Origin of the sequence: Parabacteroides sp. AF21-43 (genome assembly GCF_003635435.1) — a bacterium.
In the GTDB taxonomy this organism is placed as follows: domain Bacteria; phylum Bacteroidota; class Bacteroidia; order Bacteroidales; family Tannerellaceae; genus Parabacteroides; species Parabacteroides distasonis.
The window spans coordinates 261,991-276,122 of the sequence record NZ_QTMG01000001.1 but is presented as its reverse complement, the minus strand read 5'-3'; the positions used below and the strand labels follow the sequence as shown (position 1 = coordinate 276,122).

The 14,132-nt window shown below is 41.1% G+C and carries 15 protein-coding genes and 1 pseudogene; 14 read left to right on the top strand and 2 right to left on the bottom strand.

Translation table 11 applies throughout. The features are described from left to right. Position 1 precedes the first annotated feature (1 nt). The 6 genes from DWX84_RS01220 to DWX84_RS01195 all read left to right on the top strand — a co-directional run bounded on the left by DWX84_RS01220 (position 2) and on the right by DWX84_RS01195 (position 7,030). Positions 2-1,282: a restriction endonuclease subunit S gene (locus DWX84_RS01220; RefSeq protein ID WP_008780021.1), complete on the top strand. Its 1,281-nt coding sequence runs from the start codon at positions 2-4 to the stop codon at positions 1,280-1,282. Further along, positions 1,279-2,391 (top strand): AAA family ATPase, encoded by a 1,113-nt coding sequence (locus tag DWX84_RS01215; RefSeq protein ID WP_122377382.1) that lies wholly within the window; start codon positions 1,279-1,281, stop codon positions 2,389-2,391. Before DWX84_RS01220 ends, DWX84_RS01215 begins: the two co-directional genes overlap by 4 nt. Positions 2,392-2,395: 4 nt before the next feature. Next, positions 2,396-4,045, top strand: a complete 1,650-nt coding sequence (locus DWX84_RS01210) for a type I restriction-modification system subunit M (protein ID WP_008780019.1) — start codon at positions 2,396-2,398, stop codon at positions 4,043-4,045. 30 nt (positions 4,046-4,075) lie between these two features. After that, positions 4,076-4,903, top strand: coding sequence for a GIY-YIG nuclease family protein (locus DWX84_RS01205; RefSeq protein WP_008780018.1), 828 nt, complete (start codon positions 4,076-4,078; stop codon positions 4,901-4,903). Positions 4,904-4,999: 96 nt separating this feature from the next. Next, on the top strand, positions 5,000-6,115 hold the full coding sequence (locus DWX84_RS01200) for a Fic family protein (RefSeq protein WP_008780017.1): 1,116 nt from the start codon (positions 5,000-5,002) through the stop codon (positions 6,113-6,115). A gap of 21 nt (positions 6,116-6,136) precedes the next feature. Next, complete coding sequence (locus DWX84_RS01195; RefSeq protein ID WP_008780016.1) at positions 6,137-7,030, top strand: HEPN domain-containing protein; 894 nt, start codon at positions 6,137-6,139, stop codon at positions 7,028-7,030. Between the two features lie 42 nt (positions 7,031-7,072). On the opposite strand, the gene DWX84_RS01190 is transcribed toward DWX84_RS01195, so the two are convergent. Further along, on the bottom strand, positions 7,073-8,113 hold the full coding sequence (locus tag DWX84_RS01190; RefSeq protein WP_121960942.1) for an alcohol dehydrogenase: 1,041 nt from the start codon (positions 8,111-8,113) through the stop codon (positions 7,073-7,075). A gap of 173 nt (positions 8,114-8,286) precedes the next feature. Here DWX84_RS01190 and DWX84_RS01180 point away from each other — a divergent pair, with 173 nt between their 5' ends. From DWX84_RS01180 to DWX84_RS01170, 3 genes are all read left to right on the top strand, one after another. Then, complete coding sequence (locus DWX84_RS01180) at positions 8,287-8,829, top strand: flavodoxin (protein ID WP_121960943.1); 543 nt, start codon at positions 8,287-8,289, stop codon at positions 8,827-8,829. A 6-nt stretch (positions 8,830-8,835) separates the two neighbouring features. Then, positions 8,836-9,399, top strand: a complete 564-nt coding sequence (locus DWX84_RS01175; RefSeq protein WP_005864280.1) for a flavin reductase family protein — start codon at positions 8,836-8,838, stop codon at positions 9,397-9,399. Positions 9,400-9,473: 74 nt separating this feature from the next. Next, positions 9,474-9,776, top strand: a complete 303-nt coding sequence (locus DWX84_RS01170) for a helix-turn-helix transcriptional regulator (protein WP_121960957.1) — start codon at positions 9,474-9,476, stop codon at positions 9,774-9,776. Between the two features lie 106 nt (positions 9,777-9,882). Here DWX84_RS01170 and DWX84_RS01165 read toward each other — a convergent pair whose 3' ends face one another. Continuing rightward, positions 9,883-11,169 (bottom strand): TIGR01777 family oxidoreductase, encoded by a 1,287-nt coding sequence (locus tag DWX84_RS01165; RefSeq protein WP_008773638.1) that lies wholly within the window; start codon positions 11,167-11,169, stop codon positions 9,883-9,885. A 149-nt stretch (positions 11,170-11,318) separates the two neighbouring features. Between DWX84_RS01165 and DWX84_RS01160 the strand changes: the two genes are divergently transcribed. The 5 genes and pseudogenes from DWX84_RS01160 (at position 11,319) to DWX84_RS22125 (ending at position 14,128) form a co-directional block, all read left to right on the top strand. Next, the gene (locus DWX84_RS01160) at positions 11,319-12,146 is read left to right on the top strand and encodes an SDR family NAD(P)-dependent oxidoreductase (RefSeq protein WP_121960944.1); all 828 of its coding nucleotides are present in this window, start codon (positions 11,319-11,321) and stop codon (positions 12,144-12,146) included. A 14-nt stretch (positions 12,147-12,160) separates the two neighbouring features. After that, entirely contained in the window at positions 12,161-12,718 is a 558-nt protein-coding gene (locus DWX84_RS01155) for a GNAT family N-acetyltransferase (protein WP_121960945.1), read from the top strand. After that, complete coding sequence (locus DWX84_RS01150; protein ID WP_009018044.1) at positions 12,715-13,260, top strand: GNAT family N-acetyltransferase; 546 nt, start codon at positions 12,715-12,717, stop codon at positions 13,258-13,260. Before DWX84_RS01155 ends, DWX84_RS01150 begins: the two co-directional genes overlap by 4 nt. A 7-nt stretch (positions 13,261-13,267) precedes the next feature. Then, positions 13,268-13,705: pseudogene (locus DWX84_RS22130) on the top strand (GNAT family N-acetyltransferase); the annotation flags it as partial. Then, positions 13,685-14,128 (top strand): GNAT family N-acetyltransferase, encoded by a 444-nt coding sequence (locus DWX84_RS22125; RefSeq protein WP_310592305.1) that lies wholly within the window; start codon positions 13,685-13,687, stop codon positions 14,126-14,128. The pseudogene DWX84_RS22130 and the gene DWX84_RS22125, both read left to right, overlap by 21 nt. Positions 14,129-14,132 lie beyond the last annotated feature (4 nt).

Genomic DNA, 14,132 nt, shown 5'->3' with positions numbered 1-14,132 from the left:
TATGACAAAAGATAAGAATATAAAAACGGTTGTTCCAGCTTTACGGTTTCCAGAGTTTCGGGATGGTGAAGGGTGGAAGAGAACACCAATATTGGAAATATGTGAAATTATAGGTGGAGGAACTCCATCATCATCTAATGACGTATATTGGAATGGTGACATTCCTTGGATATCCTCATCAGACATTAACGAAAATAACATATCTGAAATAACTCCTACAAGACATATAACAAAAGATGCGATTAAACACTCCGCAACCAAACTTTGTAAAGCTCCAAGTATTCACATCGTATCCCGTGTAGGTGTAGGAAAAGTAGCTTTTAGCAGAGTAGATATATGTACCAGCCAAGATTTTACTAATCTGTGTAATATAAACTGCAACTATATTTTTCTGTCTTATTTGCTTTCAACCATAATGAAACAAAAGGTTCAAGAAACACAAGGTACCTCTATTAAGGGCATTGCATCTGCTGAAATTAAAAACCTTCATGTGCCATTGCCAGAAATTGAAGAACAGCAAAGGATAGCAGACTGTTTGAGTAGTTTAGATGATTTGATAAGCGCAGTAGCAGATAAGATAGAAACCTTGGAAGAATATAAAAAGGGATTGATGCAGCAACTATTTCCTGCCGAAGGCAAAACAACTCCCGATATTCGTTTCCCAGAATTTCAAAATGAAGGAAAATGGATACTTTTGCCAATAAAAAAATGCAATATTGATATACTTACAGGTTATGCGTTTAAAGGGAGTGAAATTTTAGAAGATAACAACGGTACTCCATTAATGAGAGGGATAAATATTACAGAAGGTGTGGTGCGTCATAATAATGATATAGATCGATTTTACAGCAGAGAAGATCATACATTATCTAAATACAGATTATTATGTAATGATCTTGTTATAGCAATGGACGGTTCAAAAGTTGGACGTAATTTTGCACTGATTAACAAGCAAGACGAGGGCTCATTATTAGTTCAACGTGTGGCAAGACTAAGAGCTGATAATATTGATTTCATCATGTTTATTTATCAACAAATAGGATCAGATCGATTTAAAAAATATATTGATCGAATAAATACAAGTAGTGGTATTCCCCATATTAGCTTAAAGCAAATTGAAGATTTTAAGATATGGACAACACGTAATGACAAAGAATTTAGGATGGTTACGAATTGCCTATCATCAGTAGACGAACTCATATCCACCGAGACCGCCAAACTCGACCAACTAAAAAACCATAAAAAAGGATTAATGCAACAACTATTTCCTAAATTACAATGAGTAACGAAGCAAAAATATTCAAATACAACACATTGTCGGATGTTGCCGTCAGATTTCGTTCTGATTTAAACGATTTCGACTATGTTTTATTATATGCCTATAATGGGACGGGGAAAACTCGTCTTTCCATGGAATTTAAGAACAGAGGTAGAAATACGAAAGCTAATACAAGGGATACACTATACTTCAATGCTTTTACCGAAGATCTTTTCTATTGGGATAACGACCTTGAAAATGATACGGAAAGGGTTCTCAAGATCAATGCAGACTCGAACTTCTTTAACGGGTTTAAAGAGTTAGCATTAGAAGAGAAGATATTCGGTTATTTACAACGATATGCAGAGTTCGATTTCAAGATTGATTATGAAGAGTGGCATATCTCTTTTTCAAAGGGGGAAGAAGATAAAATAAAGATTTCTCGTGGTGAAGAAAACATATTTATATGGTGTGTGTTCCTTGCCATTTGCGAATTGGTCATTGATGGAGCCGAGGCATATTCATGGGTTAAATATATTTATATAGATGATCCTGTGTCTTCGCTTGATGACAATAACATTATTGCGATCGCCAATGATTTGGGCAATCTGCTGAAAAAGGATTCCGGAAAAAGAAAAATCGTTATTTCTTCTCATCACCATTTATTCTTTAATGTGATGTATAACGACTTAAAAAGAAATAGACGTAAAAGTTATTTCTTTCATAAAAATGGGACAAACGGCTATACGTTGAGGGCGACCGACGAGACACCGTTCTTTCATCATGTCGCAACTTTATGCGAATTAAAACGGCTCTTGCCTAAAGAAGGACAGACGATAGACGATGTGCAGATAAACACTTATCATTTTAATATGTTGCGCAGTGTTATTGAAAAAACTGCGGTGTTTTTCGGCTATAGCCATTTTTCGAAATGTATTCATGGTATAGATGATGAGGTGTTATTTGCACGAGCTTTAGATTTACTTAGTCATGGTAAATACTCGATATATGAACCTGTATTCATGGGAAAAGACACAAAACAACTGTTTGTCCGAATCCTTGATGCTTTTTTGAGAAAATATGAGTTTTACCTACCTGAGATATTAATAGAAACAGAACAAGAAAACAGATAAAGATATGACAATAAAAGAACAGCATGAATTAGGTAAAACCCTGTGGAGAATAGCAGATGATCTTCGTGGTTCAATGATGGCAGATGATTTTCGCGATTATATGCTGTCTTTTCTATTCCTGCGCTATCTTTCAGACAACTATATAGAGGCCACAAAAAAGGAACTCGGAGGAGATTATCCGGATAAAGCTCCGGAGGAATTGAAGGAGCGTGGTGTTTCGACGCCGTTGCAATTATGGTATAGAGAGAATCCAGAAGATGTTTTAGATTTTGAAAAACAAATGCGCCGTAAAGTGCATTATGTGATTGAACCGGACTATCTCTGGACTAATATTTACGAACTTGCACGGACACAAAATGATGATCTTCTGAAAACACTTGAGAAAGGATTTAAATACATCGAGAACGAATCTTTCGACAGGGCATTCCAAGGACTTTTTTCCGAAATAAACCTGAACTCGGATAAGCTGGGTAAAAATTATGAAGAACGTAACGCGCTACTTTGTAAAGTGATAACAAAGATTGCCGAAGGAATCGCTCAATTTTCAACCGATACGGATATATTAGGGGATGCTTATGAATATCTGATCGGTGAGTTTGCCGCAGGTTCGGGACAAAAGGCTGGCGAGTTCTATACACCACAACAATTGTCGAGCATTCTATCGGGTATCGTTACATTAGATACCCAAGACCCAAAGTCCGGGATGAAGAAAAAACTCGAAAGAGTATTGGACTTTGCTTGTGGTTCAGGTTCTTTGTTACTCAATGTGCGCCACAGGATGAAAGCTAATGGAGGAAATATTGGTAAGATATACGGGCAAGAGAAGAATATCACCACCTACAACTTAGCTCGTATGAATATGCTCCTGCATGGAGTTAAAGACTCGGAGTTCGAAATCCATCACGGTGACTCACTCTTGAATGATTGGGATATGCTGAATGAAATGAACCCAGCCAAAAAAGTGGAGTTCGATGCCATTGTCGCAAATCCTCCATTCAGCTACCGATGGGAGCCTACGGAAGAAATGGGCAAAGATTTCCGCTTTAACAACTATGGCCTTGCTCCCAAATCAGCCGCAGATTTTGCATTCTTACTTCACGGCTTCCATTTTTTGAAACAAGATGGCACGATGGCGATTATTTTACCTCATGGCGTACTTTTCAGGGGGGGAGCAGAAGAACGCATTCGTACAAAATTGCTCAAAGATGGCAATATAGACGCAGTAATCGGGTTGCCTGCAAACCTTTTCTTTTCAACAGGTATTCCTGTGTGTATCTTGGTACTCAAGAAATGCAAAAAGTCCGATGATGTACTCTTTATCAACGCTAGCGACAAGGAAAATTTCGAGAAAGGCAAAAGGCAAAACAAACTACGGACTAAAGACATCGACAAAATTATAGACACATATAAGCAACGAAAAGAAGAAGAGCGTTACTCACGTCCCGTCTCGATGGACGAAATCGAAAGAAACGGTTATAATCTGAATATTTCACGCTATGTCAGCATTGCTAAAGAGGATGTGAAAATTGATTTGTTGCAAGTAAATAAAAAGTTGATCGAGCTGGAGAGTAAAATAGCTGATGCATCCGAGAGACATAATAAATTTCTCGCTGAGCTTGGCTTGCCATTAATTACAAAAGCAAAGAGAGATTGACAAAGTTATAGCACCGAGCAACTAAATAATATGGGAAAAACAGTAACGACATACCTAATTGACGGAGATCCACAAGGGTCTCAATATGTGTTCATCAGCAACAAAATCTGTCAGATGTTTATTATTCCTCGTTCCAATCTGTCTATTCTTAATGAACGGACAGATTTACAAACACCGGCATTTTATATTCTTTTGGGTGAGGATGATATGACCAAGCCTAAAGCATATATTGGAGAAACAGAAAATTTCAAAGAACGGGTGAAAGACCACGATAGTAAGAAAGCATTCTGGCAAAAAGCTCTGATATTTATATCTAAAGACGCAGCAATGACAAAAGCAGATGTGCAATATCTGGAATATCGGGCGATTGCTGATGCTAAAAAAGCTAAGAATTTTGTTCTGAATGAAAACAAACAAACTCCCAATGAGCCTAATTTACCCGAATATCAAAAAGATAATATGAATGAGTTCTTTGAGGATATCAAATTTCTCACTTCATTTATAGGTTGCAATATTTTTGAATTTGTGAAACTAAAAGAGGAACACTTATTTTATACCAAAGGAAGAGGTTGTAATGCAAAAGGCTTTTACAATTCATCTGGATTTACAGTACTAAAAGGGAGTATTATTGTTAATAGTTCTGTTCCTTCGTTCAATTGGAAAGAAAAAAGAGAAAAACTGATTAACGAATATACGGTTACAAAAAATGGCTTATTAGTTATGGAGTCTGACAAGACTTTTTCTAGTCCAAGTACGGCTGCTGATTTCTGTATAGGCAGTAGCAATAACGGCTGGTTAGTATGGAAAGATAAAAATGGCCAAACTTTAGATTCTGTTTACAGGAAACAACTAGAATAAATCTTAAAATATAAGTATATAAAAATAAACGATATAGCTATATTATAGAATTCTGCATAGTTGCCTCAAATTATTACATGGATTTAAACAAATAATATGGACATAGATTTCGAATCATACATCCGTGGTAGTGAGCCTAACAAAAGAGAAAAGGCTTCAGCTTGGAAAACAGCCATTGGCTTACAAGCTGTGGATGGCTTGCGAACATCCGATTATCTAAAAGATACAGCTATAAAGCATATTGAGGGGGATATCAGTATTGATGAAGTAAAGAAACTCATTAATGGATATTACCAATCAAAGACTGTACGTACTTTGAAAGATGAAGAAACAGAAGAAGCCGATAAGGTGTCTGCTAACATCGCAAGAATCTTAAATGAACAATCGTTTGCTTTTTCAGTGACAGGATTTACCTCCATTCACCGTAGATTATTTGAAGGAATCTTTAAGTTTGCCGGAAAGATTCGCAACTATGATATTACGAAGAAGGAGTGGGTACTTCGTGGTGATACAGTGCTCTATGTCAATTCCGAAGATTTACACAAGGCTTTGGAATATGACTTGGAACAGGAAAAGAACTTCTCGTTCAAAGGCTTGTCTATGGACGATATTGTAGTACATATCGCTAAGTTTATATCAGGCATCTGGCAGATTCATCCATTCGGTGAGGGTAACACCCGTACTACGGCTGTCTTTGCCATAAAGTATTTGCGTAGCATCGGTTTTGACGTGAACAATGATTTGTTTGCCGACAACTCTTGGTACTTCCGCAATGCGCTGGTTCGTGCGAATTATAGAAATGTGCGAAAAGACGTTGAACCGGATATGAGTTTCTTGGTTGCATTCTTCAGAAACTTAATGATGGGAGAAAATAATGAGTTGAAAAATAGAACTATGATTATCAATACCCTACAGCAGCCAACCGAACAAGTCGACCGAACAAGCACCGAACAAGTACCGAACAAGCTAACCGAACAGCTCGGCACACCGCTTTTTGCTATCGTAAAGGCTATCGGAACAGAACAATGTTCATTGAAAGTAATAATGGAAAAGATAGAGTTAAAACATCGTCCCACTTTTATTGCCAACTATTTGACTCCAGCTATTCAAAGTGGCCTTGTTACCCCTCTCTACCCGGATAGCCCCAAACATCCTCGACAAAAGTATCTGTTGACGATAAAGGGACTGGCTATTTTTAATTCAACAAAATGATAAGCAATAGATAAACGAAGAATGAAAACATCCATCAACTACCTTCCCGAACAGAAACGGGATGAGCTCAGAAGAATTGTAAAGTGCGTACTGGAAGTGCTTCCCGGTTGCGAGATGATTATCCTATACGGAAGTTATGCTAGGAATACCTATGTTGACTACGACCAACGTATTGAATATGGTATTCGCACCTGTTTTATGAGCGATTATGATATCTTGGTAGTTACCAATACCCGTTTCCAAAGACACGTTATAAGCCATATCCTAAGCAAGGCCACTGATAATTACTACAAAGGAATGAACAGAAACGAATCCACTACCGTACAATTTATAGACGAAAGCATCGACGACTTGAATAAAGCCATCGATAAAAACCGATATTTCTATACCGATATCAAGCGAGAGGGTATCATGCTTTACAACAGCGGCCGTTATAAGTTGGCCCGCCGCCGTAAACAGAACTATCGGGAGATAAAAGAGTTGGCGGAGGAGTATTACAACGAAAGGTTTGAAAGAGGTAATGAGTTTCTCTTAGGGGCCATATTTTATAATGAACAAGGCCTACATAAAATGGCTTCTTTCAATCTGCATCAAGCCTGTGAAAATTACTATAACAGTATCATCTTGACTTTTACACTATACAGCCCCAAAGAGCACAGCTTGATAAAATTATCAGCCAGAGCTAAAACGCATTCGCTAGAGTCATCCAAAGCCTTTCCACGGAATACAGAAGAGGAAAAACGACTTTTCGATTTGTTGCAGGACGCATATGTTCAGGCTCGTTATAGTTTACACTTCCGCATCACTCAAGAAGATATCGAGGCGCTTATCCCCAAAGTAGAGCTACTCCGGGATATCGCACGACAATGCTGCGAGGAGAGAATCAAGGTGTATGCGGCAAAAGCAAGACATTGATGAGGTTTTCTTACTTCTCTTCCACATGGAATACAATTGTAATCATGAATTCCCCTCAATCGCCACCTTTATAACCCCATCCAACCTGTTTTCGAAGATACGGTAAGCCTCCTCGATCTCGTTCAATGGAAACTTATGGGTAATAAGAGGCGTCGTGTCTATCTTACCTTCTTCTATTAGGTTAAGAATCTCGGCGCAATCGCAGCCATCCACCCCACCAGTCTTGAACGTCAAGTTCTTGCCATACATGTCTGGCAAAGGAAGAAGCTGAGGTTTATCATAGAGGGCTACGATGGTGACAATGGCGTTCGGACGGGCACAATCCCATGCCAAGCGGAAGGTATCCTCACTCCCCGCGACCTCCAATACGACATCCGCACCGCCATGATCGCTGTTACGAAGAACAAATTCCTTACAGTTTTCGGGACCTGTCACCAAGACTTCCGGATAACGCTGGCGAACGAACCGGGCCCTTTCCGGAGACTTCTCGCAAACAATAATACGTCGTGGCTTCTTCAACAACACGCACAACAAAGTACAGGTCCCCGTAGGACCAGCGCCAATAATGAGAACCGTATCCTCCTCTGAGACCTCCGAGATGCGAGCAGCCCAAAAACCTGTCGCTAACACATCACCGACCAGCAAAGCCTGCTCATCGCTAACCGTATCTGGGATACGATTCAAGCCTCGATCCGCATAAGGAACCCGGACATACTCCGCCTGCCCCCCATCGATACGACAGCCCAACGCCCAACCGCCATTGGGATCGGTACAATTATTGACATATCCACGCCGGCAGAAGAAACACTCTCCGCAAAAGGTCTCGACATTCACGGTCACCCTGTCACCCGGCTTGACTGCAGTAACATCGGCACCCACCTTTTCCACCACACCAACCATCTCATGCCCAACGGTTATTCCGGGTACCGCACGTGGTACGCTACCATGTTTGATATGAAGATCGCTAGAACAGATACTACCCAAAGTCACACGTACGATAGCGTCCCATGAATCCTGTATTTCCGGTATCGGTTTCTCCCGCAATTCAAATTTCCCTTGTTCAATATAAGTGTACGCAAGCATGATATTTTCTTCTTTTAGTTAATCGCCTTACAAAGATAAGGATCGTATCGCCAAAAATATCAGATATATCAGTAATTTGGGTACAAACTGTTTCATTTTTCTCTCCTATCTTTATCGCCATAAATACATAGCATTCTCGTAATGAATATAAAAACAACAAAAATTCAAGAAGTATGAAACGAATCGTATTATTCATGGTCATGGTCTCAATGGTATGTATCGCCTCTTATGCGCAAAAGGCTGCCGAAGGGACAAAAGTTTTAGTGGCTTACTTCTCGGCAACGGGAAATACTGAAAAAGCGGCCCAACAAGTCGCGTCTATTGTCAGTGGTGATCTTCACAATATCCAACCTGAGAAAAGCTATACCTCCGCCGATCTGAACTGGCGGGATAAATCCTCACGCAGCAGCGTAGAGATGGACGATCCTACATCACGACCGGCCATTATCGATGATTTGAAGAACCTAGCGGAGTATGACACCGTTTACCTAGGATTTCCCATCTGGTGGAATCAAGCCCCAAGACTCATCAACACCTTTTTGGAAAAATACAATCTCTCGGGTAAAACCGTTATCCCATTCGCCACATCAGGCAGCAGCAGTATCTCGAACGCAGAGAGTGAATTGCGGAAAGCCTATCCGGATGTGAACTGGCAAAAAGGGAAGTTGATGAACGGAGCGACAGAAGAAGATATCAAGAATTGGACTAAAAAATAAATGATTATGAGAAAGAATTTTGGAGCGAAGCCTTTGAGCTATCCGCAACCCGTATTTATTATCGCCACGTATGGAGAAGATGGAACTCCCGACGCGATGAACGCCGCTTGGGGCGGTATCAGTGAGATGAATGAGATCAGCATGTGTCTTAGCGCCGGTCACAAGACAGTTAAGAATATCCTGAAGCGTAGAGCTTTCACGGTAAGCATGGCAGATGCCGATCATGTCGTAGCTTGTGATTATGTAGGTATCGTGTCAGGCAATAAAGTTACCGACAAGTTTGCCAAAGCAGGATTTCACGCTACAAAATCAGACTTCGTAGATGCTCCGTTGATCGACGAATTGGCCGTGGCTATCGAATGTAAATTGAAAGATTACGATCCAGATACTTGCATACTCCGTGGCGAGATCGTAAATGTCAGTGTTGACGAGCGTGTACTTGATGAGAACGGCAAGGTGAATGTAGCTAAAGCCGCTCCCATCATCTTTGATCCATTCAACAACGACTATTTGAGAGTGGGCGAAAAGGTAGGAAATGCCTTTTCCGATGGGAAGCAACTGAAAACATAAAAGAAAAGTCTATCTAAAGTTATTATATATGTAAACTTAATTTATATTTGCACTATGGAAAAAAAATGAATATTATGCAAGCAAATCCTAAGATCGGGAGTATGGACGCTGTATTAGATAAATTATACGGCAAGGTTGGCTCACCAGAAAGAGAGGAGTTTCGCAAAGAAGCATATTCTTATTGTGTGGCGCAAATTATTAGTGACGCACGGAAGCAAGAGAAAATGACACAATCCGAGTTGGCCGAAAAAGTAGGAACTAATAAGACCTATATATCAAGAATTGAAAAAGGAATCATAGAACCGGGAGTTGGTTTATTTTTCCGTATTATTGATGCGCTTGGCCTTAAAATTGAAATCGTAAAGCCTATCATGTGAGCAAAAGGAACTCTCTCAGATCGCCTCTGTTAAGATTGTTTTCCAATATGAGTAATAAAAGGGGCAAAGGCGTAATCACTACGGCTTTACCCCTTTATACATCAGCTCATGAAATCAATTTAGAGATATCATACCCACGTTCCGTTATCTTCCCCAGTAAATCTTCCCGAACCGCCTCCGGTAAGTTCCTCTCACGGCTCAAGATCCAGAGGTATTTATCCGTGCTGCTTCCTATCACCGCATATTGATAATCCGCATCAAGTTCTAAGATATAATAATCCGCATAGAACCATAAGAAGAAAGCCACTTTCAATTTTCCGGGATTATTTTTAGGGTCCGGTTGTTTCGCACGACCGGTGGCTTTCTTGTGAACGCCGCCTTTATATCCTTCGTTCTCCACACGGATCTTTCCGTCCGGAAGCAACGTATACGTGGCCGTCACATCCGTCATGCCTCTCTCAAAATGATTCTCATAACGGGCGATTTCATACCATCGCCCCATATACCGTTTAACATCCAGTTCCGGTACGGTATGATGATCTGTTATATTCATAAGTTTCTCTATTGTTGGATAAATGTATGTAAACCCAGATTCCTGTAATTTAGAGGGATGGACGGTTTGCCCTTTTGTCACGAACGACGCTCCCTCGCCAAACTTCAGCCGAAAAAAGAACTCAGGCAAAGGGATGATCCTACGGATCTTATCCGCTCTCGCTAACGTATGAGCCAACTGCTTTTGGGTGATAAGGTCTGGAGAAACCAAATTTACCACCCCCCTCATCTGCCTATTCCGTATGATATACCCAAAAGAGCGGCATAGATCAAACAGACTGATCCATGGAAAACGCTGTTGCCCGTTACCGATCACGACACTTACCCGTGAGAAGCGTTGCAAACGAAGCATCTCTTTCAAGGCCCCTCCATCCTCAGACAATACGACACCAAAACGGGTAATGACAAGCCTCACATCCGATGAGCATGCGGACGCTTCCTCCTCCCACGCCCCACACAACCGGGCCAAAAAATCCATTCCCCGGCAATCATGATACTCGTCATATTCCCCGAAAGCCGGATAATAACCTACGGCGGAGGCCGAAATAAACAACTCAAGTTTCACGCTTCTCGTGTTTATGGCATGCACCAACTGTCTGGTCACGCAAATACGGCTATCATACAACTCTTGTTTGTAAGCCTCCGTCCAACGTTTATTAATGGAAGCGCCCGCCAAATTAATGACGACTTCACAGGATTCCACGCATCGGCATAATTCATCAAAACAATCTTCCTTAAACAAATCCCGCCCTAAAGGGATAACATCATATCCTTTTCCCTCCAAAAAAGATGAAAGATGCTGACCGATATATCCGCTTGCCCCGCTGATCGCTATTCTCATAATCAATACTTTTCTATTAAAACAAATCCACAAGCAATTTAGATGGCAATTTCCGGTTCTATTTTAGTATCCCAAACAGAATATCGACTAAAAGAAATCGGTTCGACAGAAAACAACTATATTTGTCCTCATTTAATAGTAACTGAATCATGGCAGACAATTATCTGGAAAATAAGTACGCAGAATACCAAGCTCGGAAGACTTCCGGCACTAGAACGGGGCATACAACGAAGACACTTCATAAAACAAGAAGAGTCTTCATCACCGGTGGAGCCGAGGGGATCGGGAAAGCGATTGTAAGGGCTTTCAGAGGAGCCGGACATCGTGTGGCCTTCTGCGACAAGAACGAGACCTTAGGAAAAGAGACTGCCCTACAAACCGGGACACAATTCCATCTCGTGGACGTTAGTGATAAAACCGCACTAGAAGATTGCCTGCGAAAGATCATCGAGGAGTGGGGAGATATTGATATCATTATCAACAACGCAGGTGTCAGCCAGTTCTCTCCCATCACGGAAACAAGCGTAGAGGATTTCGACAAGATACTATCCATAAACTTACGCCCGGCGTTTATCACCTCCCGGCGATTAGCGCTCCATCGGCAATCTCTCGATACCCCCAATCCATACGGCAGGATTATCAACATCTGCTCTACCCGTTACTTGATGAGTGAACCCGGTAGCGAGGGATATGCCGCCTCTAAAGGAGGTATCTATTCTTTGACACATGCGTTGGCCTTATCGCTCTCGGAATGGCATATCACGGTAAACTCTATCGCTCCCGGTTGGATACAGAATAACAATTACGACCAGCTTCGCCCGGAGGATCATGCTCAACATCCGTCCGGAAGGGTGGGAAAGCCGGAGGATATCGCCCGTATGTGCTTATTTCTTTGTCAAGAGGAAAACGATTTCATTAATGGCGAGAATATTACAATTGACGGTGGGATGAGCAAGAAAATGATCTATCTCGACTAAATAAACATCCGTATATGACACAAACATCGAACATAGAAACCAACCGTCTCGTGCTCCGTCCTTTTAGCGAAAGCGATGCTCCTGATGTTTTTGAGAGCTGTAAGAATCCAAACCTAGGCAATAACGCCGGATGGAAACCTCTCGAAACGATCGAAGAGACTATTGATGTACTAAATACCATATTTATCGGAAAAGAAGGGGTTTGGGCTATCGTATTTAAAGAGACAAGACAAGTCATCGGCTCCATTGGCATCATTCCCGATCCCAAAAGAGAAAACCCACATGCTCGCATGCTGGGTTATTGGCTAAAAGAAGAGTGTTGGGGACAAGGCTTCATGACAGAAGCAGTGCAATCCGTATTGAATTATGGGTTCACTCAAATGAATTTACATTTGATCACGGCGAATTGTTATTCTCACAATCAACGCTCACAACGTGTATTAGAGAAGAATGGATTCGTATACGAAGGACGGCTTCATCAAGCAGAACTAATGCATACTGGACAAATAGAGGATCATTTGTGCTATTATCTTGACCATCATTCCTTTTCAAACAAAAACAATAGTTTATGATAGTAGTAACAAAAGATTTATATACGCTCAGGAGTTGGGAAGGTCAAGATACGGAATCCTTAACCTTGCACCTTAATAACAAGAAGATCTGGGATAACTGTCGGGATGGATTGCCTCATCCTTATACAAAAGAAAATGCCCGCTGCTTCATCAGCCAAGCACGAGAAAAAACTGAAATATCGGATTTCTGCATTGTGGTTCATGGTGAGGCAATCGGCAATATAGGTTTTGTGAGAGGAGCGGATGTGGAACGTTTCAATGCGGAAGTCGGTTATTGGATCAGTGAGAGATATTGGAACCAAGGGATTACCTCTGAAGCGTTAGCCGATGCGATCCAGTATTATTTTGAGCATACGGAGGTTATTCGTATATTCGCCACGGTGTATGAATATAATCTGGCATCCATGCGGGTATTAGAGAAAGTGGGATTCAAGAAGACTGGCATCTTCCGAAAAGCTTGTTACAAAAACGGGCGATTCATCGATGCGCATCATTTTGAGATCGTAGCGGATGAGAAATTAGTTGGGAACAAAGACTTATAATCCATTTATGCAAATAAGACAATTACAGGTAAACGAATACGATAGGGCATTAACCTTGTCTTTGGACGTGTTCATCCAATGTGGCAAGAGTGACTTCGACGAAGAGGGATTGGAAACCTTCAAGAATTTCATTTACAATAAGGATCTGGTAAATGAGCTAACCATTTACGGAGCATTCGAGGGTGAGTCATTAATAGGTCTAATCGCTACAAAAAATGAAGGAAAGCATATTTCCTTATTCTTCATCACGCCTATGTATCATGGAAAAGGTATCGGCAAACGATTATTCGAGGCCGCTATCCAAGATAAGCCAGTCTCGGAAATGACAGTCAACTCCTCTTCCTATGCAATCCCAATCTACCGGAAATTCGGGTTCGAACCAATCTGCGAAGAACAAACTACACATGGGATGAAGTACACCCCGATGAGGCGAACGATAACCCGTCCCTCCTTCGAGGACTTCAATGAGCTTCTTCTGCTTTGGGAAGCGTCCGTACGTAGTACCCATCATTTCCTAAAAGAAGAGGATATCTTATTTTATAAAGAACTTGTTCCCGGATATTTCCCATTGGTAGAACTTTATATCATCCGAAATGAGCGAGGAAAGATCGCCGCCTTCATGGGCTTAAGCGATGAGCTTATCGAGATGCTTTTCGTACATCCGGAAGAGCAAGGCAAAGGATTAGGTAAACGACTTATCCAATTCGCCTTGCAAGAGACACCCATCCGAAAAGTCGACGTAAATGAGCAAAACACAACCGCACTTCATTTCTATCAGCATCTGGGATTCCAAGTGATAGGAAGAGACGAGACGGATTCTTCCCACAAGCCATTCCCGATACTTCATCTTCAAGTTACACTTCCTTAAAAAT

What these genes read in the sequence shown, in the direction of transcription:
- DWX84_RS22125 (WP_310592305.1), top strand. Translation starts at nt 13,685, where the DNA reads ATGAGGCGAACGATAACCCGTCCCTCCTTCGAGGACTTCAATGAGCTT.
- DWX84_RS01170 (WP_121960957.1), top strand. Translation starts at nt 9,474, where the DNA reads ATGCAAGCAAATCCTAAGATCGGGAGTATGGACGCTGTATTAGATAAA.
- DWX84_RS01205 (WP_008780018.1), top strand. Translation starts at nt 4,076, where the DNA reads ATGGGAAAAACAGTAACGACATACCTAATTGACGGAGATCCACAAGGG.
- DWX84_RS01180 (WP_121960943.1), top strand. Translation starts at nt 8,287, where the DNA reads ATGAAACGAATCGTATTATTCATGGTCATGGTCTCAATGGTATGTATC.
- DWX84_RS01215 (WP_122377382.1), top strand. Translation starts at nt 1,279, where the DNA reads ATGAGTAACGAAGCAAAAATATTCAAATACAACACATTGTCGGATGTT.
- DWX84_RS01190 (WP_121960942.1), bottom strand. Translation starts at nt 8,113, where the DNA reads ATGCTTGCGTACACTTATATTGAACAAGGGAAATTTGAATTGCGGGAG.
- DWX84_RS01220 (WP_008780021.1), top strand. Translation starts at nt 2, where the DNA reads ATGACAAAAGATAAGAATATAAAAACGGTTGTTCCAGCTTTACGGTTT.
- DWX84_RS01165 (WP_008773638.1), bottom strand. Translation starts at nt 11,169, where the DNA reads ATGAGAATAGCGATCAGCGGGGCAAGCGGATATATCGGTCAGCATCTT.
- DWX84_RS01155 (WP_121960945.1), top strand. Translation starts at nt 12,161, where the DNA reads ATGACACAAACATCGAACATAGAAACCAACCGTCTCGTGCTCCGTCCT.
- DWX84_RS01160 (WP_121960944.1), top strand. Translation starts at nt 11,319, where the DNA reads ATGGCAGACAATTATCTGGAAAATAAGTACGCAGAATACCAAGCTCGG.
- DWX84_RS01175 (WP_005864280.1), top strand. Translation starts at nt 8,836, where the DNA reads ATGAGAAAGAATTTTGGAGCGAAGCCTTTGAGCTATCCGCAACCCGTA.
- DWX84_RS01150 (WP_009018044.1), top strand. Translation starts at nt 12,715, where the DNA reads ATGATAGTAGTAACAAAAGATTTATATACGCTCAGGAGTTGGGAAGGT.
- DWX84_RS01200 (WP_008780017.1), top strand. Translation starts at nt 5,000, where the DNA reads ATGGACATAGATTTCGAATCATACATCCGTGGTAGTGAGCCTAACAAA.
- DWX84_RS01195 (WP_008780016.1), top strand. Translation starts at nt 6,137, where the DNA reads ATGAAAACATCCATCAACTACCTTCCCGAACAGAAACGGGATGAGCTC.
- DWX84_RS01210 (WP_008780019.1), top strand. Translation starts at nt 2,396, where the DNA reads ATGACAATAAAAGAACAGCATGAATTAGGTAAAACCCTGTGGAGAATA.